At 58.0% G+C, this 21,317-nt stretch carries 18 protein-coding genes, 2 tRNA genes and 2 pseudogenes; 6 read left to right on the top strand and 16 right to left on the bottom strand.

Going from position 1 to position 21,317, the window contains the following annotated elements; all coding sequences use genetic code 11:
* The 5 genes from ALTERO38_RS12080 to ALTERO38_RS12060 all read right to left on the bottom strand — a co-directional run bounded on the left by ALTERO38_RS12080 (nt 1) and on the right by ALTERO38_RS12060 (nt 4,635).
* The gene (locus ALTERO38_RS12080) at nt 1-1,527 is read right to left on the bottom strand and encodes an oligosaccharide flippase family protein (protein ID WP_159968540.1); all 1,527 of its coding nucleotides are present in this window, start codon (nt 1,525-1,527) and stop codon (nt 1-3) included.
* Between the two features lie 22 nt (nt 1,528-1,549).
* On the bottom strand, nt 1,550-2,731 hold the full coding sequence (locus tag ALTERO38_RS12075; protein ID WP_159968539.1) for a DegT/DnrJ/EryC1/StrS aminotransferase family protein: 1,182 nt from the start codon (nt 2,729-2,731) through the stop codon (nt 1,550-1,552).
* Between the two features lie 61 nt (nt 2,732-2,792).
* Nucleotides 2,793-3,509 carry a hypothetical protein gene (locus ALTERO38_RS12070; RefSeq protein ID WP_102834599.1) on the bottom strand — a complete coding sequence of 239 codons (717 nt, stop codon included), beginning with the start codon at nt 3,507-3,509 and terminating at the stop codon, nt 2,793-2,795.
* A gap of 790 nt (nt 3,510-4,299) precedes the next feature.
* Nucleotides 4,300-4,376 (bottom strand) — tRNA-Met (locus ALTERO38_RS12065).
* A gap of 182 nt (nt 4,377-4,558) precedes the next feature.
* Nucleotides 4,559-4,635: transfer RNA gene (locus ALTERO38_RS12060), tRNA-Met, on the bottom strand.
* Nucleotides 4,636-5,047: 412 nt separating this feature from the next.
* Here ALTERO38_RS12060 and ALTERO38_RS12055 point away from each other — a divergent pair.
* Nucleotides 5,048-5,368: a hypothetical protein gene (locus ALTERO38_RS12055; RefSeq protein WP_159968538.1), complete on the top strand. Its 321-nt coding sequence runs from the start codon at nt 5,048-5,050 to the stop codon at nt 5,366-5,368.
* Nucleotides 5,369-5,700: 332 nt separating this feature from the next.
* Here the strand turns inward: ALTERO38_RS12055 and ALTERO38_RS12050 are convergent.
* Nucleotides 5,701-6,433 (bottom strand): annotated as a pseudogene (locus ALTERO38_RS12050) (EAL domain-containing protein); the annotation flags it as partial.
* A gap of 94 nt (nt 6,434-6,527) precedes the next feature.
* The gene (locus ALTERO38_RS12045; protein ID WP_159968537.1) at nt 6,528-8,624 is read right to left on the bottom strand and encodes a carboxy terminal-processing peptidase; all 2,097 of its coding nucleotides are present in this window, start codon (nt 8,622-8,624) and stop codon (nt 6,528-6,530) included.
* Between the two features lie 334 nt (nt 8,625-8,958).
* Here ALTERO38_RS12045 and ALTERO38_RS21530 point away from each other — a divergent pair.
* Nucleotides 8,959-9,092, top strand: a pseudogene (locus tag ALTERO38_RS21530) (NAD(P)H-quinone oxidoreductase); the annotation flags it as partial.
* Between the two features lie 215 nt (nt 9,093-9,307).
* Here the strand turns inward: ALTERO38_RS21530 and ALTERO38_RS12040 are convergent.
* The 5 genes from ALTERO38_RS12040 to minC all read right to left on the bottom strand — a co-directional run bounded on the left by ALTERO38_RS12040 (nt 9,308) and on the right by minC (nt 13,332).
* On the bottom strand, nt 9,308-10,597 hold the full coding sequence (locus tag ALTERO38_RS12040) for a M18 family aminopeptidase (protein ID WP_159968536.1): 1,290 nt from the start codon (nt 10,595-10,597) through the stop codon (nt 9,308-9,310).
* A gap of 122 nt (nt 10,598-10,719) precedes the next feature.
* The gene (locus ALTERO38_RS12035) at nt 10,720-11,355 is read right to left on the bottom strand and encodes an RluA family pseudouridine synthase (protein ID WP_159968535.1); all 636 of its coding nucleotides are present in this window, start codon (nt 11,353-11,355) and stop codon (nt 10,720-10,722) included.
* A gap of 84 nt (nt 11,356-11,439) precedes the next feature.
* A complete protein-coding gene (gene minE / locus ALTERO38_RS12030; protein ID WP_019341568.1) occupies nt 11,440-11,697 on the bottom strand; it encodes a cell division topological specificity factor MinE in 258 nt (85 codons plus the stop codon).
* Nucleotides 11,694-12,509: a septum site-determining protein MinD gene (minD, locus tag ALTERO38_RS12025; protein ID WP_102834594.1), complete on the bottom strand. Its 816-nt coding sequence runs from the start codon at nt 12,507-12,509 to the stop codon at nt 11,694-11,696. Before minD ends, minE begins: the two co-directional genes overlap by 4 nt.
* 91 nt (nt 12,510-12,600) lie before the next feature.
* Nucleotides 12,601-13,332, bottom strand: coding sequence for a septum site-determining protein MinC (gene minC, locus ALTERO38_RS12020; protein ID WP_159968534.1), 732 nt, complete (start codon nt 13,330-13,332; stop codon nt 12,601-12,603).
* Nucleotides 13,333-13,492: 160 nt separating this feature from the next.
* Between minC and ALTERO38_RS12015 the strand changes: the two genes are divergently transcribed.
* Entirely contained in the window at nt 13,493-14,443 is a 951-nt protein-coding gene (locus ALTERO38_RS12015) for a lipid A biosynthesis lauroyl acyltransferase (RefSeq protein WP_159968533.1), read from the top strand.
* Here the strand turns inward: ALTERO38_RS12015 and ALTERO38_RS12010 are convergent.
* The 4 genes from ALTERO38_RS12010 to ALTERO38_RS11995 form a co-directional block, all read right to left on the bottom strand.
* Nucleotides 14,433-15,278: a pirin family protein gene (locus ALTERO38_RS12010; protein ID WP_159968532.1), complete on the bottom strand. Its 846-nt coding sequence runs from the start codon at nt 15,276-15,278 to the stop codon at nt 14,433-14,435. The two genes, ALTERO38_RS12015 and ALTERO38_RS12010, sit on opposite strands and share 11 nt — an antisense overlap.
* A 90-nt stretch (nt 15,279-15,368) precedes the next feature.
* Entirely contained in the window at nt 15,369-16,112 is a 744-nt protein-coding gene (locus ALTERO38_RS12005) for a VacJ family lipoprotein (protein ID WP_372239418.1), read from the bottom strand.
* Nucleotides 16,113-16,131: 19 nt separating this feature from the next.
* On the bottom strand, nt 16,132-17,424 hold the full coding sequence (locus ALTERO38_RS12000) for a serine/threonine protein kinase (protein ID WP_159968531.1): 1,293 nt from the start codon (nt 17,422-17,424) through the stop codon (nt 16,132-16,134).
* Nucleotides 17,425-17,826: 402 nt separating this feature from the next.
* Nucleotides 17,827-18,051: a DUF2061 domain-containing protein gene (locus ALTERO38_RS11995; RefSeq protein ID WP_102834589.1), complete on the bottom strand. Its 225-nt coding sequence runs from the start codon at nt 18,049-18,051 to the stop codon at nt 17,827-17,829.
* A 271-nt stretch (nt 18,052-18,322) separates the two neighbouring features.
* Between ALTERO38_RS11995 and ALTERO38_RS11990 the strand changes: the two genes are divergently transcribed.
* The 3 genes from ALTERO38_RS11990 (at nt 18,323) to ALTERO38_RS11980 (ending at nt 21,280) form a co-directional block, all read left to right on the top strand.
* On the top strand, nt 18,323-18,637 hold the full coding sequence (locus ALTERO38_RS11990; RefSeq protein ID WP_102834588.1) for a DUF485 domain-containing protein: 315 nt from the start codon (nt 18,323-18,325) through the stop codon (nt 18,635-18,637).
* Complete coding sequence (locus ALTERO38_RS11985) at nt 18,637-20,292, top strand: cation acetate symporter (RefSeq protein ID WP_102834587.1); 1,656 nt, start codon at nt 18,637-18,639, stop codon at nt 20,290-20,292. Before ALTERO38_RS11990 ends, ALTERO38_RS11985 begins: the two co-directional genes overlap by 1 nt.
* Nucleotides 20,293-20,473: 181 nt before the next feature.
* The gene (locus ALTERO38_RS11980; protein WP_102834586.1) at nt 20,474-21,280 is read left to right on the top strand and encodes an SDR family oxidoreductase; all 807 of its coding nucleotides are present in this window, start codon (nt 20,474-20,476) and stop codon (nt 21,278-21,280) included.
* The last annotated feature ends 37 nt before the right edge of the window (nt 21,281-21,317 follow it).

Below are 21,317 nucleotides of genomic sequence, written 5' to 3'. Positions count from 1 at the left end.
TCAAACGCTCGACTTGGTCATCATTACGTAAAGCCGCATTACCACCGGCTTGGAGGTGAAGGTCACCAGGGCAAGGCAGATCAGGCCGCTGACTGCCAGCCCCAGGAGAATGTCGAATCGGTTGTCACTGGCGATGGCAGCGAACACCGGTTCGCCGATCAGCAGCCCCAGGCCGGTCATGGCCGTGATGCGCAACAGGTCCTGTAGCCATGGGCGATGCAGGCAGGCACCGAAGCGTTTGTGCACCATCGACGGCCAGATCAGAAAGGTCAGCATGCGTAATCCGAACCAGGCCAGCGCAGCGCCGTAGACACCGTGTTCGAGGGTTACGTAGACGACCACGGGGATGCTCAATACGGCGCTGACCAGGCTGAACCACACATGCAGGCGCAACTGCCCATAGGCGTACTGCAGGTAAAACTGGAAGGCGGTAACGGCCATGATGGCGCTGCCGATCACGTACCACGGCAGGACCAGACGGCTCCATTGCGCGGCTTCTGCGTCGCCGGTCCAGGCTAAAACCAGCTCGGCAGAGTGAAACGCGATCACCCCGGCCAGGGGAAACAGCAAGCTGCAGACGAACCGGGTCGCGTTCAGATAGAGCGCCTGCATATCGGCGATACGGTCCTCGGCGACAAGCATCGTCATGCGCGGTAACAGCGTCTGCACCAGCGGATTGGTCAGCGTCATGATGCCGGTCGACATCAGCGCAACCAGCGAGAAATAGCCGTATTCGCTGAGCGGCAGCACATTGGATAGCAGCACCTTATCCAGCTGCGTGAGGACAATCCACAGCACCGAGGTGAGCGAAATGCCGGCGGCAAATGGCAGCACCGGCTTGACGACTGCCCAGTTGAAACCGGTCAGCAGCTTTGGATTGGGCATCAAGCTGTACGCTTTTACGGCGAAGATGAGGGTTTCGAGCAGTCCGACAGCTGTCTGGAAGAGAAAGAAGTCTTCCGGGTTTTGGCTGATATTGGCCACCAGAAACAACCCGCCGAAATAACGCAGCGTGGCGACGATGACATTGGCGCTGTTCAGCCACGCATGTAGCTCGAGCCCTTGCAGGCCGCTCTTATACAGGGTGGCGTAGAGCTTGAGCCCGATCATCAAGCCCATCAGGCTGATGCAGTGGACGATGGTGGTGTTGCTCAATTCGGCTGCCTGCAGCCATTGGTAGGCAATCCATCCGCTGGTGAGATGAATGCTGAGAGCGGTGAATATTGCCAACGGCAGAAATATGATCTCGAACGAACGCAGCAATTGTCCCGGTTCGTAGCGCTGTGTCGCATTGTCCGGCCGGCCGCGGAAATGGGCGATCTGACGAACCAGTGAAGGGGACAGGCCAGCGTCCAGCAGCTGCAGCCAGGCTTGTAGTACCGCGAAGAAGCCGATCAGACCGTAAGCTTCCGCGCCCAGATGTCCGAGGTAGAAGGGCAGGATAAGAATGCCGATGAGCATGGCATACGCTTGCCCCGCATAGCTCAGGCCGGTGTTACGAAGCATCGATAAATTTCGATCGGACATGACGTCAGCCGTTGCGAATGAATCAGTAAATGCGCTTGCACATAGGGGCCGGCAGGTTTGCCCGGTCGTCCACCAGCCAACCGGCGGTGACCTGAGGCCAGATACGCTCGGCCTGCGGCTGGCTGCGATGTGATGATTCTTTCAACAGCGTCTCGATAACCGTGTTCTGGACATGCCGTGGCAGGCCCGGATAGATCGGCAGGCACAGCACCCGACGACTCAGGGCGCGGGACTCGGTTTGTGGGGTTTGCGGCTGCACGTAGCTGAGCGTGTCTAACGAGGGGTAGAAGTAGCGCCTGGGGTTGATGCCCTTGTCCATGAGTGCCGCTCGACACCGCAGCAGCTGACTTTCATCAGTCAGGGCAATGGGGAAATAGCTGTGGTTGCGTTGCGAGTCCGCTTGCTGGCGCTGCAAGTCGAAGTGGTCACTGAGCTGATGTTCGTAGCGGCTAGCGATTTCTTCACGCTGCTCCAGAATCAATGCCATGTCGTCGAGAATGCACAGCCCCATCGCGGCGGCAAACTCATTGAGTTTGGCGTTGATTCCGATGCCGTCGATGATGTCGGTGTCGACGATGCCGAAGTTGCAGAGCAAACGAATCCTGGCGGCCAGCGCATCGTCGTCGGTGACGATGGCACCACCTTCGATCGTGTGGAAAAGCTTGGTCGCGTGAAAACTGAGCGTACTGATATCGCCCCAGTTGAATACCGAGTGGTCCTTGTAGCGGACGCTGAATGCGTGGGCGCCGTCGTAGATCACTTTCAGGCGATGCTGCTGCGCGATTTGCGCGATTGTTTCGACGTCGCAGGCATTGCCGAAAACATGGGTGGCGACGATAGCTTGAGTGTCGGCCTCTATCCTCGCTTCGATCGCCCTGGGATCAAGATTCCAGGTAGCTTTGTCGATATCCGCAAATATCGGTCGAATGCCCTCCCACTGCAGTGAACTGGTGGTCGCGACAAAACTGAACGGGGTGGTGATTGCACTGCCGGTGAGGTTCAGAGCCCGATAGGCAATCTGCAACGCCAAGGTGCCGTTGTTGGTCAGAATGATGTTTCTGACACCCAGGTAATCACGCAGCCGCTCCTCCAGCTCCGTAACCAAAGGGCCATGATTGGTCAGCCAACCGGTGGCATAGATGCTGTCGACGTAGCCCAGAAATTTGGCTTTGTTGCCAAGATATGATCGGGTGACATTGATCATCTCGATATCCCTATCTGTCGTCACGTCTGAACCAGGCGCAATGAATGTTGCGCCTGTGAGGTCACGCTGCAGGTTGCGTACCCAAGGCTGTTGCGCGTCGTGCTCGTCGCTGATTCAGCTTGAGAATCAAGCGGGTCGCGAGGCTGCCTGCATGTGGATCGCCAAAGTGAAAGATGGCCGTTGCGCGGCGATGATCAGGGTCACAGGGCTCGTTGGCATGAAGCGTGCGGTAGCCCCAGAACAGATAAAGGTTGCCGGGAACGAGTTGAAGCTTTTGTGGACGCAGAAAGTTGTGCCGGATGGCTGCGCTAATCAATTTCCGACTCAGCGCGTTCTGCAGCAACGCTTTTTCGAGAACATTGATCAACACGTTGGAGCGGATGCGGCGACCATTGGGGAACAACAGCAAATCACCCCGGTCGACGCCATCCTGAGGAATTTCTATCGGTAGCAGCGCCGTGACCAGGCTAGCGTCGTAGTGAAAGCAATTGGACTCACGGCGACCTGAAGTCCCTTGGACACAGCGCAGGACTTTGAGTATCTCGTTGCTATAAGCAGCTTGCCCCGCGCCCGCCTGATAGACACTTTCCAGCATGTTTCGAAATTCTGGTGATGCGCCTAGCGCGCCGAGCAGGGAGCTTTCTATTTCGCTGCCACCATGATGCGCGAAATAACTTCCTTTATGCTTCTCGGCTTCTGCTCGGACGCTTTCTTTAAGAGATTTCAGTTGGTCACTTGTTAGAAAGTTGGCAATGCAGGCGCTTCCCTTATTGGACATCTCATAAGTAATTAACTGAAGATCGGGCGCTTCCAGGTTGCGGAAAGATGTATTCACGATGCACTCCAATTGGATAATACAATCGAGTAGAAGTTTTTAAAGGTTCAAGCCAAGCGATAACTTCTCGTAAACAGCGCTCTCTGTTTACGACTGATGTTTGGCATTAAGGGCTTGAGCCAGTATCGAGCCGTATTGGCTTTTCGCTCACGAGTTTCGATCAGGCAAAGCTACCGCACCAGCCGACACAGCTGCCTTTGCGTGATTAGAGCGTTGCTCTAGGTTGCAGGCTTGGCACGCTTCAGACAGAGCTACCGCACTCGGCTAGAATTCGAGATAAGCAAACAAATCTTTGTTGGCGAAAGCAGCAGCATTGCTGCTGCTGAAGAAACGCCATCCATGCGCATCAGTACAGCTCGGCTTACTAGTTAGTTTGCCGTTCGAAATGAGGCGTCTCTTAGCTGTGTGATGTAGTTAACATTCAGAACCTGACGGCAGTCAAGAACCGAAACAAAAAAAATCGTCAGCAATACGGTCACTTAGCTCAATGCCTTGATTGCAAAGGAACTTTTAAAGTGTTTATGGGTTTCCGCGTTGGACGGGTTTAAGCGGGCTCCATCTTCTGAACTAAGTCGTTTGATCTACGACTATTTTATCGATGAACAGATAGATGCCGGAAGTTATTTGGCTTATTTCGAAATTAAAAGGTTGGGGCGATTTATATCGTTTGAAATTCTTTCGGGTACAAAGCGGAGACCAAAAAAAAGGCCACTCATTGAGTGGCCTTTCTATTTGGTTGCGGGAGCCGGATTTGAACCGACGACCTTCGGGTTATGAGCCCGACGAGCTACCAGACTGCTCCATCCCGCGTCTGTGGGCGGCATTCTACAGGCTAACGATCCCGTGTCAACCTTGCTGCTCGATAAAGCGTTTTATTTTCAGGTATTTAGGCGGGTAGTCAGGCGTTGGCGCAATGAGTGGAGCGCTTAAGTCCGGGTCTGTGCGCGGACCCAAACGAAAAAGGCCACTCAATTGAGTGGCCTTTCCGTATTTGGTTGCGGGAGCCGGATTTGAACCGACGACCTTCGGGTTATGAGCCCGACGAGCTACCAGACTGCTCCATCCCGCGTCTGTGGGCGGCATTTTACATCTTTCGGCTGATCTGTCACGGTTTTATTGCGAACCGAACGATATTTCGTCACGCGCTAAGCGAAACATGAGCGCTGTGCGACTTGCTTGCCCGAGGCCGGTTCTGATCCAGTCGGCTATCTGCGGATGGCTTGTGATGATGACGAGCGACTCGCAGCATGCCCCAAAGCATCGCCAGGGCGGCTGCACTCCAGCCAATTACTATCAGAAGAATTACCAGTGGCGCTGTGATCATCGTTGGATTCCTTTCTAACCAGACATCAAGTGCTCTCTGGATATGGGACCACCGAAACGAAACAGCGGTTCCGCTTGCCTTCTGTCGATAGCGCGGATCAATGGCCGCAGCCCGTTGCCTAATTTCGAGTATCGGCTCTAAACATAAGGAGAAACGTATGCCGAGCTATTTGCTTATCGTGCTTGGGGCCGCGCTTGCGGCAGTGGCTACGGCCCAGGCGTCAGCGGGAAATTCGATGCCTGGTTATACGCTGCTGGCGCAGAATACCGGCTCGGTCGACCGTACCCTCGGAAATGGTTCCATGGGCACTGGCGCGGGTATTGAACGACTACCGGAACAGTCTGGGGAAAAGCGCGACGTTCGTGAGGTCCACGATCAGCGGCTGGAGCAGATCTACGAGCAATCCAATCATGGCGACACTGATCCGGATATGGAGCATCGCCCGCGCCGAACGTTGGGGGACCGAGATCAGGATTGATCACCCCCATTGTTTGGACGAGGAGGGCGATAGATCACGGTTGTATTTTGAACCGATGATTGCTTGCGTCAGCCGCTTGCGGAGCGAGTGCGGTCTCGCTCGTTAGGCACACGAGGGTGACCAGCACTGGCCGATGGGTCGCTACGGAAAAGATCACCAGCCTGACTGTTGCGCTAACTTCTTATTGCAGCGTCAAGCTTGTTTGCAGGCTGAACAAGCCCAACTAGCTGAAGAGTGTGGGCTGCTTGAGCCGCCGAGCGGCCAGGCAGGGTCGTGGTCGTTTGATGGCCTGCCACGATTTCCCAAAACCGGCAGACAAAGACTGGCGTCCGCTTTCGGCTCCTCTTCCGGGCGGCCCAACAGATAGCCTTGAACCAGATCGACTCCCATGTCTGACAGGACGTGCAGTTCTTCGCCCAGCTCGATGCCCTCAGCAATGACCTGAGCACGTGATGCTCTGGCGATCTTCATGATCGACCCGACGAACTCGCGCTTAACAACGTCCCGGTGGATACCGTCTATAAAGTAACGATCGATCTTGACGTAGTCGGGGCGCAGTTCCGACCACATGCGCAGGCTGGAGTAGCCTGCACCGAGGTCGTCCAGTGCAATGGAAAAGCCCATGTCACGATAGTGGTGCAAGGCGGCACGAAGCAGTTCGAAATCGTCGGTGGGCGTTTGCTCCGTAAGTTCGATTACCACACTGTCGGCCGAGATGCCGTAGTTGTGCAGCAGCTCCAGGGTGCGGCCCGGCTTGTGCGTGGCATCCAATAATGTTTCCGGCGACACGTTGAGGAACAGTTTGCCCTTTAGCTGCTGCTGGCTATACCGGCGACAGGCGCTCTCGCGACAAGTCATCTCCAGCTCATTGAGCCGTCCGGCATGTCGAGCGGCGGCTAGCAGATTGATAGGGGAGTGAAGCGAGGTGTTTGAAGGGCCGCGGGTAAGGGCTTCGTAGCCGAGGATGACTCGTTCGGCAAGCGATACGATCGGCTGGAACAGGCTGGTAATGCTGCTGTGAGCAAGGATGGAATCCAGCGTGCTCAACTGCTCGGTGACGGTCATGAGGGTCTCGTGGCGGCCTTAAAATGCGAAGGGCCGCACAATGGCGGCCCTTCGTATTTCACGACACTATGATGTCATTGTGATGACACCGAGATCAGCGCTCGACAGACTGGTTCTTGGCCATCGCCTTATGCAGTCCCAGGTAATCCAGCAGAATTCTGCCGCTTTCCGAGAGGTAGGCATCGTCCTCGGGTTTGATTTTTTTATCCTCAACGTGCGGTGTCGTTTCATCCTCTTTTTCGAGCTTGGCCAGTGGCTCCTCGCCTTTGGCCTCGCGCAACGTGTTCTCCAGGGCCAGCTGGCGCTTCTCGATGCGCTCCTGCTGAGCCCGGCGCTTTTCCTCGTTGAGGCTGATGGTCGTCTCGTGAGTCAGCTCCTGAGTCAGCGCGAGACGGTCGCGCGTGAACACAAAGTCGGGATCCTCATGGGTCCGTCCTTCGTGACGAGCTTTGAGTTCAGCAAGGAACGGCTTGAACGGGTTCATATCCGGGTTGACCGCTGCGCGGATGCTGTCCCAGGGCATCGCTTCCGGCAATGCGCTTTCGCCAATTTCCTTGGTATCGACTTCGGCTGGGTAGGAGATGTCCGGAATCACGCCCTGATGCTGCGTGCTCTGTCCCGAGACCCGATAGAACTTGGCCAGTGTCAGCTTGAGTTCGCCATGATTAAGTGGCTGGACCGTTTGTACGGTGCCTTTGCCGAAGGTCTGACCACCGACGATAAGCGCCCGGTGATAGTCCTGCATGGCGCCGGCGAAGATCTCCGAGGCCGATGCGGACAGTCGATTGACCAGCACGGCCAGTGGGCCCTTATAAAACACACCTTGCTGCTCGTCGGCGAGGACGTCGACACGGCCATCGCTGTTGCGGACCAGAACCGTAGGCCCTTGATCGATGAAAAGGCCGGTCAGTTCGGTGGCTTCTTGGAGCGAGCCACCGCCATTGTTACGCAGGTCGATGACCACGCCATCGACGTTTTCCTCTTCCAGCTCCGTCAGCAGCTTTTTCACGTCGCGGGTTGTGCTCTTGTATTCCTTGTCGCCAGCACGCAGGGCCTTGAAATCAAGGTAGAACGCAGGGATTTCGATGACCCCGAGCTTGTAATCGCGGCCGTCCTGATTGAGCTTGAGCACGGATTTCTTCGCCGCCTGCTCTTCAAGCTTCACCGCTTCACGGGTAATGGCAACGACCTTGCTGCTCTGGTCGTTTGGCGCATTGCTCGCCGGGATGACCTCGAGCCGGACGACTGATCCTTTCGGGCCGCGGATCAGTTTGACGACTTCGTCTAGCCGCCAGCCGATCACATCGACCATCTCCTCATTACTTTGACCGACCCCGACAATCTTGTCGGCAGGCGCGATCTGCTTGCTCTTCTCCGCAGGACCAGCAGGGACCAGACGCACCACTTTGACGTGCTCGTTGTCGCTCTGCAGTACCGCGCCAATCCCTTCAAGGGAGAGGCTCATGTTGATATCGAAGTTCTCCGCGTTGTCGGGAGAGAGGTATTGCGTGTGCGGATCGTAGGACTGCGCAAAGGCATTGATGTAAGTCTGAAACACGTCTTCGCCACGGGTTTGCTCAAGGCGTGCCAGCTGGTTCTTATAGCGCTTGGTGAGCAACTCCTCGATGGCCTTGGACTCCTTGCCGGCGATCTTCAGTCGCAGCACCTCGTCCTTTACGCGTTTGCGCCAGAGGTCATCCAGTTCCTGTTCGTTCTCCGGGCGCGCTGCATTCTCGCGATCGACCAGCAGCTCCTCGTCCAGGGTGAAGTCAAAGCTGTCAACGCCTTGCTCCAGCAGGCTCAGGGCGTACTCCAGCCTGCTCTGCAGCCGCTCCAGATGCACTTTGTAAATAATGAACCCAGGCTCGAGGTTGCCATTCTTCAAGAAGTCGTCGAACTGGTTGCGCCAGGCTTCGAACTCGGCGACGTCGCCTGCAGTGAAATAGCTGCGCGAAGGGTCGAGCATCTCGATGTAGCTGTCGAAGATCTTCGCCGAGCGAGCGTCGTTGAGCGGGGGCTTGTTGTAGTGATGACGCTTGAGCAGTTCGACCACGTTCAGGCTGGCAATCACCTGATCACGGTCAGGCTGCAGATAATCCCAGGTGTGCGGGTCGGCAGGCTTGGCCAGAGTGGCGCTTGCCTGAAGACCTACCAGCAAAGCTAGCAAGCCTGCGGTTAATGATCGTTTCATATCGAGAGAGCGACGCGAGGCTGAGTAGTAACGCATATTAGGCCATCAAATCAGGCGCCGAGACGGAATCCGCTCGGCGGGAAGAACACAGCCCGATGGTATCTGGCGGCTGGCACGCCGCGATTCAGTTCGCACCGAGGCGGTAGGGCGATTCTCCGCACCGAGGATGCCGATCAGGCAATCCATGGTTTTGAATGGGCGTATCGCTGTGAGGCCTGGGTAGAACTTGATCAGCGGCCTGCACTGCCGGAGTCACGGTTTAGCGGGCGCAGGTGTGAACCACTATGGAGGCAGCATGAAGGCATTGCAAGGCATCGAAGGACAGCTGGAGTGAGTGGAGCGCACCGTTGCGAAGTGCGGCAAGAAAGAGGTCAGGATTCAAATGGCGACTGCAGGCCTGAACCGTGCCGATTTGCTGCAGTGCGCGGGCACCATCCGCCGCCACCCGGTGTGACCGATATCTTCGGATGACCGGGCTAAGTTACTGGCTGACATTGCAGAGCAGATTCGGGCCGCTCTTGGCCAACCAGACGCTTTCTCCACGCCTTGGATGCAGTCCCGGCGACGTGGAGGCGCGTTTGCTGCCCTGGCGAGCAACCATATATCGGCGAATATTGCGTTGGTTATCGATGCCAGTCTGGCTGAACAATCCAAGCCAGGCGCGTGCGCCTGGATTTCACGGGTCAAGGCAGCTCGGCGCTCGAATAGAACGCGCTGAGTACCTTCACCAGATGTGCCAGATCCTGGCTGCCGGCCAGCTCGCGGATCGAGTGCATAGCAAAGGTCGGCAGGCCGATATCCACGGTGCGTACACCCAGCTGGCTGGCGGTGATAGGACCGATGGTCGAGCCGCAGCCCATGTCGCTGCGGGTTACGAAACTCTGCACCGAGACTTCATTTTCCAGACACAAGTGGCGGAAGAAGCCGGCAGTTTCGCTGCTTGTGGCGTATCGCTGGTTGCTGTTGACCTTGATCACCGGCCCGGCATTGAGTTTCGGACCGTGGTTGCCGTCATGCTTGTCGCTGTAGTTGGGATGCACGGCGTGAGCATTATCGGCAGAGATCATCAGTGACCGGTTGATGCTGCGCTGGAAGGATTCGCCTTCAGGCAATACGCGGCGCAGGACTTGTTCGAGGAACGGCCCGTCGGCACCGCACATCGACGTGGAGCCGACTTCTTCATGATCAGTGCAGACCAGTACACAGGTTTCCTCGGGGCCGGCGCGCAACAGGGCTTGGAGGCCGGCAAAGCACGACAGCAGATTATCCAGGCGGGCGCCGGCGATGAAATCGCCATTCAGACCGATCACGGCAGCGCTCTGGGTATCGTAGAAGCTCAGTTCGAAATCCAGTACGACGTCAGCTACCAGACCATGCTCGCGGCTCAGTTGGTCCGCCAGCAGCGCCCGGAAATCCGGGCTGTCTTCACTGGCGACTTGCGCCAGTATCGGCGGCAGCTCGTTCTGCGGATTGATCGCCCAGCCCTGGTTGGCGTCTCGATTGAGGTGTATGGCAAGGCTGGGAATTACGGCAATAGGCAGCTTGAAATCGATCAGCTGGCTTTCGATCCGGCCATCGCGGCTATAGGTCACGCGTCCAGCCAAGGACAAGTCACGGTCGAACCATGGCGCCAGCAACGCGCCGCCGTAGACTTCGACGCCTAGCTGCCAGAAGCCCTGACGCTGCAATTCAGGTTGCGGCTTTACCCGAAGGCAGGGGCTGTCGGTGTGGGCGCCGACCAGGCGGATACCCTGTTCGATGACCGATTGGTTACCCAGCTGGAACGCGATAATCGCGGAGTCGTTACGGGTGACGTAGTAACGGCCGCCCGGTTCGGTGTGCCAGGTCTCGCGTTCTTCCAATGCCTTGTAGCCAGCGGCCTGCAGCGCCTGGGCAAGGCTGGCGGTGGCGTGAAATGGGGTAGGGGAGGCTTTGAGGTAATCAATCAGACCCTGGTTGAGTTCTTCGCGCATGGTTGGCTCCGGACGGCAATGGCTCGGAGTTTATCGCGGAACAAGGTGCTAGCTACAGCCGCATGCTGCAAGCAGCCGAAACCGCACCTTGTGTTTTGCATGAAGCCTTCAGCCGCTTCGTTCTAGAACGGCGCCGGGCAGTCGAAGCGCATACGCTCGCCACTTTGAGGATGGGTCAGGGCAAGCATGCTGGCATGCAGGCAGAGCCGGTCATGCGCATCAAGGGCTTGCTCATGCGCATACAGTCGGTCGCCTAATAGAGGATGGCCAATCGAGAGCATGTGTACACGCAGCTGATGGGAGCGGCCGGTAATCGGGGTGAGTTCGACCCGGCTGTAATCACCGCAGCGCTCCAGGACTCGCCAATACGTCAGAGCATGCTTGCCCAGTTCATGATCGACCACATGTCGGGGTTTGGTTGGGGGGTCATAGCGCAGCGGTAGATCTATGCTTCCACTGTCCTGCTCGGGTTCGCCCCAGCACAAGGCGGTGTAGGCTTTCTCTGTTTCGCGGTCATGAAACTGTCGGGAGAGTTCGCGATGGCTGTCCGCGTCGCGCGCAAGCACGATCAGGCCTGAGGTTTCCCAATCCAGGCGGTGGACGATCCGTGCCTCTGGATAACCATTTTCCTGAAGGCGGGTAACCAGACAATCCTTGTTGTCTTCGGCGCGACCGGGAACCGACAGCAGCAGAGTAGGCTTGTTGATGACCAGTAACGCGGCGTCTTGGTGAACGATCTGGATGTTGCTCAGTGGCATTTTCGAATTCCGCAAACGACATCGGCGACCGAAGTCGCCGATGAATCTGCCGCTACACAAAGGTGCTGGCGACTACCCGTTCGATCAACGATCCGGCAGGGTGATGTTCAGCTCGAGGATCGAACAGCTGCCCTGATCCTCCAGGGCGACCTGAACCTGATCGCTGTCGATGTTGACGTACTTGCGGATCACCTCGACCAGTTCCTTCTGCAAAGCCGGCAGGTAGTCCGGTTGCGTACGTTGGCCGCGCTCGTGGGCGACGATGATCTGCAGGCGTTCCTTGGCGATGTTGGCTGGTGTTTCCTTCTTCTTGCGTTCACGAAAGAAGTCGAGAAGGTTCATTCGCGGCCTCCAAACAAGCGTTGCAGGAAGCCCTGCTTTTTAACGTCGAGGAAGCGATGGTTCACTTCCTTGCCCAGCAGGCGATCCACGGCGTCGCTATACGCCTGGCCGGCATCGCTTTGGTCATCGAGAATCACCGGCACACCCTGGTTGGAAGCCTTCAGTACGGCCTGGGATTCGGGAATGACGCCGAGCAGACGAATCGAAAGGATTTCCTCGACGTCCTCGACACCAAGCATTTCACCTTTGACTACGCGCTCGGGGTTGTAGCGGGTCAACAACAGGTGTTCCTTGATCGGTTCTTCGCCGTTTTCAGCACGGCGGGACTTGCTGGCCAGCAGGCCCAGCATGCGATCCGAGTCGCGAACCGAAGAGACTTCCGGGTTGGTGACGACGATGGCTTCGTCGGCGAAGTACATCGCCAGGTGGGCGCCTTTCTCGATACCAGCCGGGGAGTCGCAGATGACGTACTCAAACGTTTTGGCCAGCTCGTCGATGACCTTGCCGACGCCTTCGAGCGTCAGGGCATCCTTGTCGCGGGTCTGGCTGGCGGCCAGAACGTAGAGGTTTTCGAGACGCTTGTCCTTGATCAGAGCCTGGGTCAAGGTGGCATCGCCCTGAATGACATTGACGAAGTCATACACCACGCGACGCTCGCAGCCCATGATCAGGTCCAGGTTACGCAGACCGACGTCGAAGTCGACGATGACGGTCTTGTGGCCGCGCAAGGCGAGGCCGGTACCGATGGCGGCGCTGGAAGTGGTTTTACCGACGCCACCCTTGCCGGAAGTGACTACGAGGATCTTGGCCAAGGTGATTCACCCTAAATATGAAGTCGGGACCGTAGCCGAGTCGGCTTACAGTGCGCCCGTTTTGGTGCTTGAAAATTCGCGGCAGTATCCGTTAAAGGCGGGTGATGTTCAACACGTCGCCGGATAGCTTCATTTGCACGGCTTCGGCCCACAAAGGGTCGCGTCTCAGGTCTTCGGCGACCTTGTAATGCCCGGCAATCGAGACCATTTCAGCGGCCAGTTGCTGGCAGAAAATACGTGCGTTGGCGTCGCCCTTGATGCCTGCCAGCGCACGGCCGCGCAACGGGCCGTACACATGGATGTTCCCGTCGGCGAGAAGTTCCGCGCCAGGACTCACCGCAGCAAGCACGATGAGATCGCCGCCCTGAGCATAGACCTGTTGGCCACCGCGGATAGGGGTGGTGATCACCCGTGTTGGTCGGTAGACGGGCTCTGCCGGTTTGTCGGGCTCGGCTGGGGCTTTGCTGGCGATGTCGAGCTTGCGTTCACGAGCGTTCGACGGCGGCAGTACGGGCAGATCCAGGCGGCCGGCGGCTTCGACGATCTGCGGGTCGCCTGCACGCAACGCAAGGGTGCGTAGGCCGTGCTTGCGGCAGAGCGCGATGAGCGCGGGCAGGTCGAGATTGCAATCGGCCGGGAGTTTGTCCAACGCCAACACCAGCGGCGTATTGTTGAAAAAATCCGGGGCTTGTTCGACCTTGATGGCGAGCTGTTGATCCAGACGCTGCAGGTCGTTCTGTGCCAGCTCCAGCACGGTGATAGCGAGCATGCTGCCCTTGAGCTGGAACACGGGGGCTTGGTCGGTGAGATCGGCTTGGCTCATGGTCTGCCTGCTGCGGTAAATGGCGAGGACTTATAGCGGGGCAAACTGTCGCCTGCAAGTCTCGCCAGCGCTGTCGGACGGATGCCGTGTATCGCGACGCCACCGCATTGGCGGGCGATTTATCGCTAGAATGCGCGCTTTTATTGGTTCGGGCTTGCCAATGGATCGTCCTCGTTTCCGTTCATCATTTCTTCACCCACGTTTCTGGTTGCTGTGGCTTGGCTTCGGCCTGTTGTGGCTGGTGGTGCAGTTACCCTATCGGATACTGCTGCTGCTGGGGGGCGGCCTTGGCGCGTTGATGTACCGCGTAGCGCGCTCGAGACGGCAGATCGCCCGACGCAACTTGCAGCTGTGCTTTCCGGAGCTGTGCGAAGCGGAGCGTGAGCGGCTGCTGCGCGAGAATTTTGCCTCGACCGGCATTGCCTTCTTTGAGATGGCCATGAGCTGGTGGTGGCCCAAGTCGCGTTTGCAGCAGCTGGCACAAATCCAGGGGCTCGAACATTTGCAACAAGCACAGGCGCAAGGGCAGGGCGTGATCCTGATGACCTTGCACTTCACCACGCTGGAAATCGGTGGAGCGCTCCTCGGCCAGTGGCACACCATTGATGGTATGTACCGCGAGCACAAGAATCCGGTGTTCGATTATGTGCAGCGGCGTGGCCGGGAGCGGCACAACCAGGACGCGACAGCGATCGAGCGTGAAGATGTGCGTGCCATGCTCAAGGTCCTGCGCGCGGGCCGGGCGATCTGGTATGCACCCGACCAGGATTACGGCCGTAAGCAGAGCATCTTCGTACCCTGGTTTGGAATTCAGGCCGCAACCGTGACCGCTACGACCAAGTTTGCCCGCCTGGGACGGGCAAAGGTGATCCCCTATACGCTGGAGCGCCTGCCCCACGGAAAGGGCTACAGCCTGGTGGTGCATCCGCCGTTGGAAGATTTTCCCGGTGAAAGCGAGGAGGCTGATTGCCGCCGCATCAACGAGTGGATTGAAGACTCGGTCAGGCAGCATCCTGAACAGTATCTGTGGGCCCACCGGCGCTTCAAGACACGACCGGCGGGGGATCCGAGTCTTTACCGCAAGCGCCCGAAGAAACCGGTCAGTCTGTAAAGACGCCGTCGCGGAAGTCGCGCAGCGCCTGCTCGATCTCTTCGCGGCTATTCATTACGAACGGGCCGTACTGCACAATCGGCTCGCCGATTGGACGGCCTGCAAGAAGCAGAACGCGGGCGCCGCTGCTGGTCGAAAGCGCCAACTCGCCCTGATCGGAAAGTCGCGCGAGCTGGTTTTTCGAGAGGCGTTGCCCGCCTACCAGCAACTCGCCATCGAACACATAGAGGATCACTCGCAGCCCGTCGGACAGCTGTGGGCTTAACCCTGTGCCGGCGGGAAGGTGAAGATCGAACAGCTGTGGCTCTGTATCAGGGCGCTGCACAGCACCGGCTTGGCTGACGCCTTCGGCGCAGAGCTGGCCGGCGACTACGACTGCTTCGATACCGTTCGGCAGCGTCATCCGTGGGATTTCGGCAGGTGAAAAATCACGGTAGCTCGGCTCGTCCAGCTTGTTCTTCGCCGGCAGGTTGAGCCACAGCTGAAAGCCGCGCATCGCCCCGTGTTCCTGCTGAGGCATCTCGCTGTGGATGACGCCGCGTGCGGCGGTCATCCATTGCACGCCGCCGCTTTCCAGCAGACCGACATTGCCGAGGTGATCTTCGTGACGCATGCGGCCTTCGAGCATATAAGTGATGGTCTCGAAGCCGCGGTGTGGGTGCGCCGGAAAGCCGGCGATGTATTCGTCCGGGTTATCCGAGCCGAACTCGTCAAGCATCAGGAAGGGATCGAATCGCTTCGGCTCGGCGCCGCCAAACAGCCGTGTCAGGCTGACGCCTGCACCATCGGAGGTGGCACGGCCGGTGCTGATAGAAAAGATTTCGCGCGTGGTCATAGCTCGCTCCTAGAACAGATGAGCTAAGACTACGACCAGCAACTCGATCCGTTCATGCGAAATTTGAACCCTTCGTATCGGTCAGATCGATCATTCTTCGATCTGCAGCTCCCTCGCCCGGGTATAGACGTAGCGGACCTTCTCGTATTCGAACGGCGAGTTGAGCTGTCCGTAACGCAGCGGCGTCGTGTAGCGGATGTCAATCAACCGAAGCGCCGTTAAGCCGAACTCACCGCCGCTGGCTTCGGCATAGCTGAAGTAGTCGACCTGCCGTTCGACGCCAAAATCCACTGCCTGGCCTGCGGTGTCCCGCAGGTTGGACGGGCCGAGTGCGGGCAGGATCAGGTACGGGCCGTGGGGAACGCCATAGAAGCCAAGGGTCTGACCAAAATCCTCGTTGTAACGGGGCAAGCCCATGCGCGTAGCAGGGTCCCAGACGCCTCCGACGCCAAGGATCGTGTTGAACAGCAGGCGCGCCGTGGTGGTCATGGCGCGCTCGCCCTTGAGCTGAGCGATGCTGTTGAAGAGCGTCGGGATTTCACCGAGGTTATCGAAGAAGTTGCTGACGCCAGTCCGCACGATCTTAGGCGTGACGTAACGGTAGCCGCGAACGGCAGGCAGCATCACGAACTGATCCAGTCGGTAGTTGAAGTAATACATGCGCCGGTTCAGCGATTCCCAGGGGTCATAGATGTTCAGCGCGTCGAAGGTAGCGCGCTCGAATTCGCGTTGGTCGAGGCCAGGGTTGAACTCAAGGTCACGCAACGGATGGGTGAATCCATCTTCATCGACAGTTCCCGTCTGGGCATGGGCCACGCTACTGATCAGCAGCATGACAGCAAGCAGAGAGCGTTTAGCCACGGAAAAACTCCAACATATCGTGGGCATTGACCCGGTAGGTGAGGTTGCCGCAGTGGCCACCGCGAGGGTAAAGCGTCATGCGCTCGCCGAAGGTGCGGCGAAGAAACCCCAGGTCTCCAGCGCCGAGAATGATGTCGTCGGCGTTATGCATTACACCGATCTTCGGGCTGTTGCGCATGTAATCCTCAAGCGCGTACAGGCTTACCTGTTCTACCAGCTGCGCCATGCTGCCGCCGTCCTGCTGCGCGCGCCACATGGGGATCAGCTGCTCGGTGATATAGCAATCGAAGTCACAGAGCAGCGCGCGGCGAAAGAACGGCTCGAGGCTGGTGCCTTCATCGATTGGGTATTTCGGCGGCACGATCAGGCCGCGGCGGTTGATCAGATCCGAGGTGAATGCAATATCAGCTGCCGAGAAGCGGAATACCGAGCCGATCAACATGGCCATTTGTTCATCGGTCAGCCGCAGCGCGGACTGCTGGAAGTCGAACAGCATCGCCTCGTCCAGGTTGATCGTGCCTTGCTGCCGGTAGTAACGCGTGAGCTTTTCCAGGATGACTTCATAGAAGGTTGTGGTGCTGTCGATGGCATCGACCTGCGTCTGCACCAACTTGTCGAGGTTACTGATCGAGGTGTAGAGGTTCACCGGCGGGTTGATCATCAACACGCGCTTGAAGTTGAAACTTTGTCGCGTCTCGTCAAGCTTGCTGACGAACGCAGCATTAAGCGCGCCGAGGCTATAACCGACCAGGTTGAACTCAGTGACGGGCAGTTCATGTTGCTGTGCGCGAACGGCCTGCATCACGCGGTAGAGGTCCTTGGCATCGCCTGGACTGTAGCCTGGCGTGGCGTAGCGCGAGGCAGCGGCGATAAAGTCGAAACTGGTGGGGGAGGACAATTGCACCACATGATAGCCAGCCCCATAGAACAGTCGCTTGAGCGACTCGGTCTTGCCAGCCGAGTAGCTGGCACCAGTGCCTGAGATGATGAACATCAGCGGTGCTGGTCCGGGTTGTTTTGCCAAGCGGTAGGTCAGCCGTTTAACCGCCCAGAAATTGTCGGGCAGGGTGAACTCCCGTTCGGGGCGTAACCGCAGGCTGTAGTCGGCCTGATCGATCTCGTCATCCTCAGGCAGCTCGGCACGAAAAGGCGCCGGTGTCGTCGCTATCGTCGCCTCGAACGGGTTACTCAGGGGATAGCCATACTGCTCGACGCTGATGTCTGCCGCGTGGGCAGGCGTAACGACCAGTGCAAGCAGTGCGCTCAGGCACAGCAGCAATCGCATATGAGGTGATCTCCGGTGACTACGGTGGGGGGTTGGCAGATTTAATCTTTAGTGTTCGCGTGTCGGCGGCGGGGCCGGAATCCGTCCGGCGAAATGGCGTCGGTTGGTACAACGGGTGGCGTCTCGGCAGAGGTTGATTCGATCGCAACGACCACGCATCTTCATACCCAGATCATGCCTGGAATCGCCTGCACCCTGTCGTTTCGCTAAGCATGGACCACAATTAAGCCGTCAGGTTGCGTAGCTTAGGCCCGGTGATAGCGAAAAGCCGGTCGCGGACTGATTGGCTGGTAAATGTGACCGATCAGTCAGGGCAGGCGCAGGCGCTGAACAGAGCGTTTTAAAGAAGCTGCCGATTAATTCTTGACGGCGTAAGCGCTTCCGGGACTGCGGTCGAGTCGCTTACGCCTGGTGATGCAACCAGGCGTGAGCGGGGATGTTCTCCTCCGAAAGCTGACGCTTGTCCAGGCGCTGCCAAATTTTCTCATGAAAGTAGAAACCTACTGAGTTGCACAGGGGCTCGATCGCCGCAACCAGCCCGCCCGCTGCAGCGCTGCCGGTTAACGCATAGGTCACCGAGAATGCGATGCAGAAATGCATCAGGGTAAAGGTAACGGTCTTGATCATGGTTGTTTCTCCAAGGCGATCGAGAACTGTTCTCGGTTGCAATGGAGTGTGCAGATGCCGCCAAAACGTTGGAAATGGTCACGCTTGATGAATGACATAGGCCATCGCTATCGGTGCCCGCTGCTTTAGGTGGAAGTCGTCATCAATGCGTCTGGCACGGGCCTTCCACCAAATAAAAACAAGACTATGGTCGAGTGGTTTTCAAACGGGCCGGCCCTAAAGTAGCCGCCCTGCCTTCATGTGTGGGCAGAGGACCGTGTGGAGACCCCCAATGAACAACGAGACCGTAATTCAGCAGATCAATGCTGACCCACGATTTCAGGACCTGGTTGCCAAGCGTGGTCGTTTCGCCTGGATGCTGGCGACCATCATGCTCACCGCTTACTTCGCTTTCATTCTGGTCATCGCCTTTGACCCTGCGGTGTTGGGAACCCCTCTAAGTGCAGGCTCCGTCACCACTTGGGGGATCCCGGCGGGTCTGGGCTTGATCTTCCTGTCGTTCGTGCTGACCGGCGTCTACGTGCAGCGCGCTAACGGCGAGTTCGATCGCATTACCCAGGACATTCTCAACGAGGCTCAGAAATAATGCTCGCTCGTCTGCTGACCGCAGCTGCTCTGATGGCAGTTGCTCCGGCGCTGTTTGCTGACGCCCTGACCGGCGATGTGCAGAAACAGGCCACCAACTGGACCGCCATTTCCATGTTCATCGTGTTCATCGTGTTCACGATGGGAATCACCAAATGGGCGGCCAAACGCAATACCTCCACTTCTGATTACTACACGGCCGGTGGCAGTATCACTGGTTTCCAGAACGGATTGGCAATTGCTGGCGACTTCATGTCGGCGGCGTCATTTCTCGGTATTTCCGCGCTGGTTTTCACCAGCGGCTACGACGGCCTGATCTATTCGATCGGCTTTTTGGTGGGCTGGCCGATCATTCTCTTCCTGATGGCAGAGCGCTTGCGCAACCTGGGCAAATTCACCTTCTCCGACGTAGCCTCCTACCGCCTGGGACAGACACAGATCCGTATCCTTTCTGCCTGCGGTTCGCTGATCGTGGTGGCCTTCTATCTGATCGCGCAAATGGTCGGTGCGGGCAAGCTGATTCAACTGCTGTTCGGCCTCGACTATCTGGTTGCAGTGGTCATGGTCGGTGTGCTGATGGTCATGTACGTGATGTTTGGCGGCATGCTGGCAACCACCTGGGTGCAGATCATCAAGGCTGTGCTCCTGCTGTCCGGCGCAACCTTCATGGCCGTCATGGTCATGTATAACGTCGGCTTCGATTTCAGCCGTCTGTTTTCCGAGGCTGTAGCGCTGCACCCGAGTCATCAGGCGATCATGAGCCCGGGCGGCCTGGTTTCCGACCCGATCTCGGCTATCTCGCTGGGCCTCGCATTGATGTTTGGTACTGCCGGCCTGCCGCATATCCTGATGCGCTTCTTCACCGTCGCCGATGCCAAGGAAGCGCGTAAGAGCGTGTTCTACGCGACAGGCTTTATTGGCTATTTCTATATCCTGACCTTCATCATCGGTTTCGGCGCGATCCTGCTGGTCAGCACCAACCCAAGCTTCAAAGATGCCACGGGCGCCATCGTTGGCGGCACCAATATGGTCGCCATTCACCTGGCATCGGCGGTCGGCGGCAACCTGTTCCTGGGCTTCATCTCTGCGGTGGCCTTCGCCACCATCCTTGCGGTGGTCTCGGGCCTGGCGCTGGCCGGTGCTTCCGCGGTCGCTCATGACCTCTATGCCTGCGTGATCATGAAGGGCAAAGCCAAGGAAGAGGACGAGATGAAGGTGACCAAGCGCACCACGCTGGCATTGGGCGTACTGGCCATCCTGCTTGGCGTCGCTTTCGAGAATCAGAACATCGCCTTCATGGTGGGACTGGCGTTCTCGGTTGCCGCCAGCTGTAACTTCCCAATCCTGTTCCTTTCGATGTACTGGAAGGACCTGACCACTCGCGGTGCTCTGATCGGTGGTGCGATGGGCCTGGGTACGGCGTTGCTGCTGACCATCCTGAGCCCGACGGTCTGGGTCGACGTGCTGCATTTCGAACAGGCCATATTCCCGTACAAGTATCCGGCCCTGTTCGCCATGATCGCGTCCTTTGCCGGCCTGTGGTTCTTCTCGGTCACCGACAAGTCCAAGACGGCTGCCGAAGAGCGCGCGCGCTTCTTCCCGCAGTTCATCCGCTCGCAGACCGGTCTGGGTTCGACTGGTGCGGTCGCCCACTGATCCTGGGTTTTGTGATCGAAAAGGCAGCCTTCGGGCTGCCTTTTTTGTTCTGGGACCAGCCATCTCTGCGGGGCCAATCGGGAGCGGAGCATGCCAGTCATTCAGCATTTCGATAGAGGCCGGAGCCTGCTGCAGCTTTCGCTAGACTCGTGGCAACCCAACGAACAAAAGGTTACAACCGATGCAAAATCGCATGATGGTCACGGGGGCCGGATCCGGCCTGGGTCGCGAGATAGCGTTGCGCTGGGCGCGCGAGGGTTGGCAGCTGGCATTGTCGGATGTCAACGAGGCCGGCCTGGCCGAAACCCTGAAAATGGTCCGTGATGCAGGCGGCGACGGTTTTACTCAACGCTGTGACGTGCGCGACTACAGCCAGCTGACAGCCCTGGCGCAGGCATGCGAAAGCAAGCTTGGCGGTATCGATGTGGTGGTCAACAACGCGGGTGTTGCCTCGGGTGGTTTCTTCGACGAGCTGTCACTGGAGGACTGGGACTGGCAGATCGCGATCAATCTCATGGGTGTGGTCAAGGGCTGCAAGGCCTTCCTGCCATTGGTGCAGAAGAGCCAAGGCAAGATCATCAACATCGCGTCCATGGCGGCTCTGATGCAGGCGCCGGGCATGAGCAATTACAACGTGGCCAAGGCCGGTGTGGTGGCGTTGTCCGAGAGCCTGCTGGTGGAGCTGAAGCAGCAGGAAGTCGGAGTTCATGTGGTCTGCCCGTCATTCTTCCAGACCAACCTGATGGACTCCTACCGCGGTCCGACTCCCAATATGAAAGCGCAGATCAGCAAGCTGCTCGAAGCGTCGCCTATCTCTGCTGCCGACATTGCCGACTACATCTATCGCCAGGTGGCTGAGGGCGTGTTCATGATCCTGCCCCACGATGAAGGGCGCATGGCCTGGAAGATCAAGCAACAGAACCCGCAGGCGATCTACGACGAGATGGCGCTGTTGGCAGAAAAGAAGCGCAGCAAGAGCAAAACCTGACCGGCTGGTCCGTTTTGCTTGCCCTGATCCAGGGGCG

Origin of the sequence: Pseudomonas sp. 9Ag, from assembly GCF_902506445.1 — a bacterium.
Classification (GTDB): domain Bacteria; phylum Pseudomonadota; class Gammaproteobacteria; order Pseudomonadales; family Pseudomonadaceae; genus Stutzerimonas; species Stutzerimonas stutzeri_AB.
The sequence above is the reverse complement of the archived record's forward strand: the minus strand, read 5'-3'. Positions and strand labels throughout refer to the sequence as shown.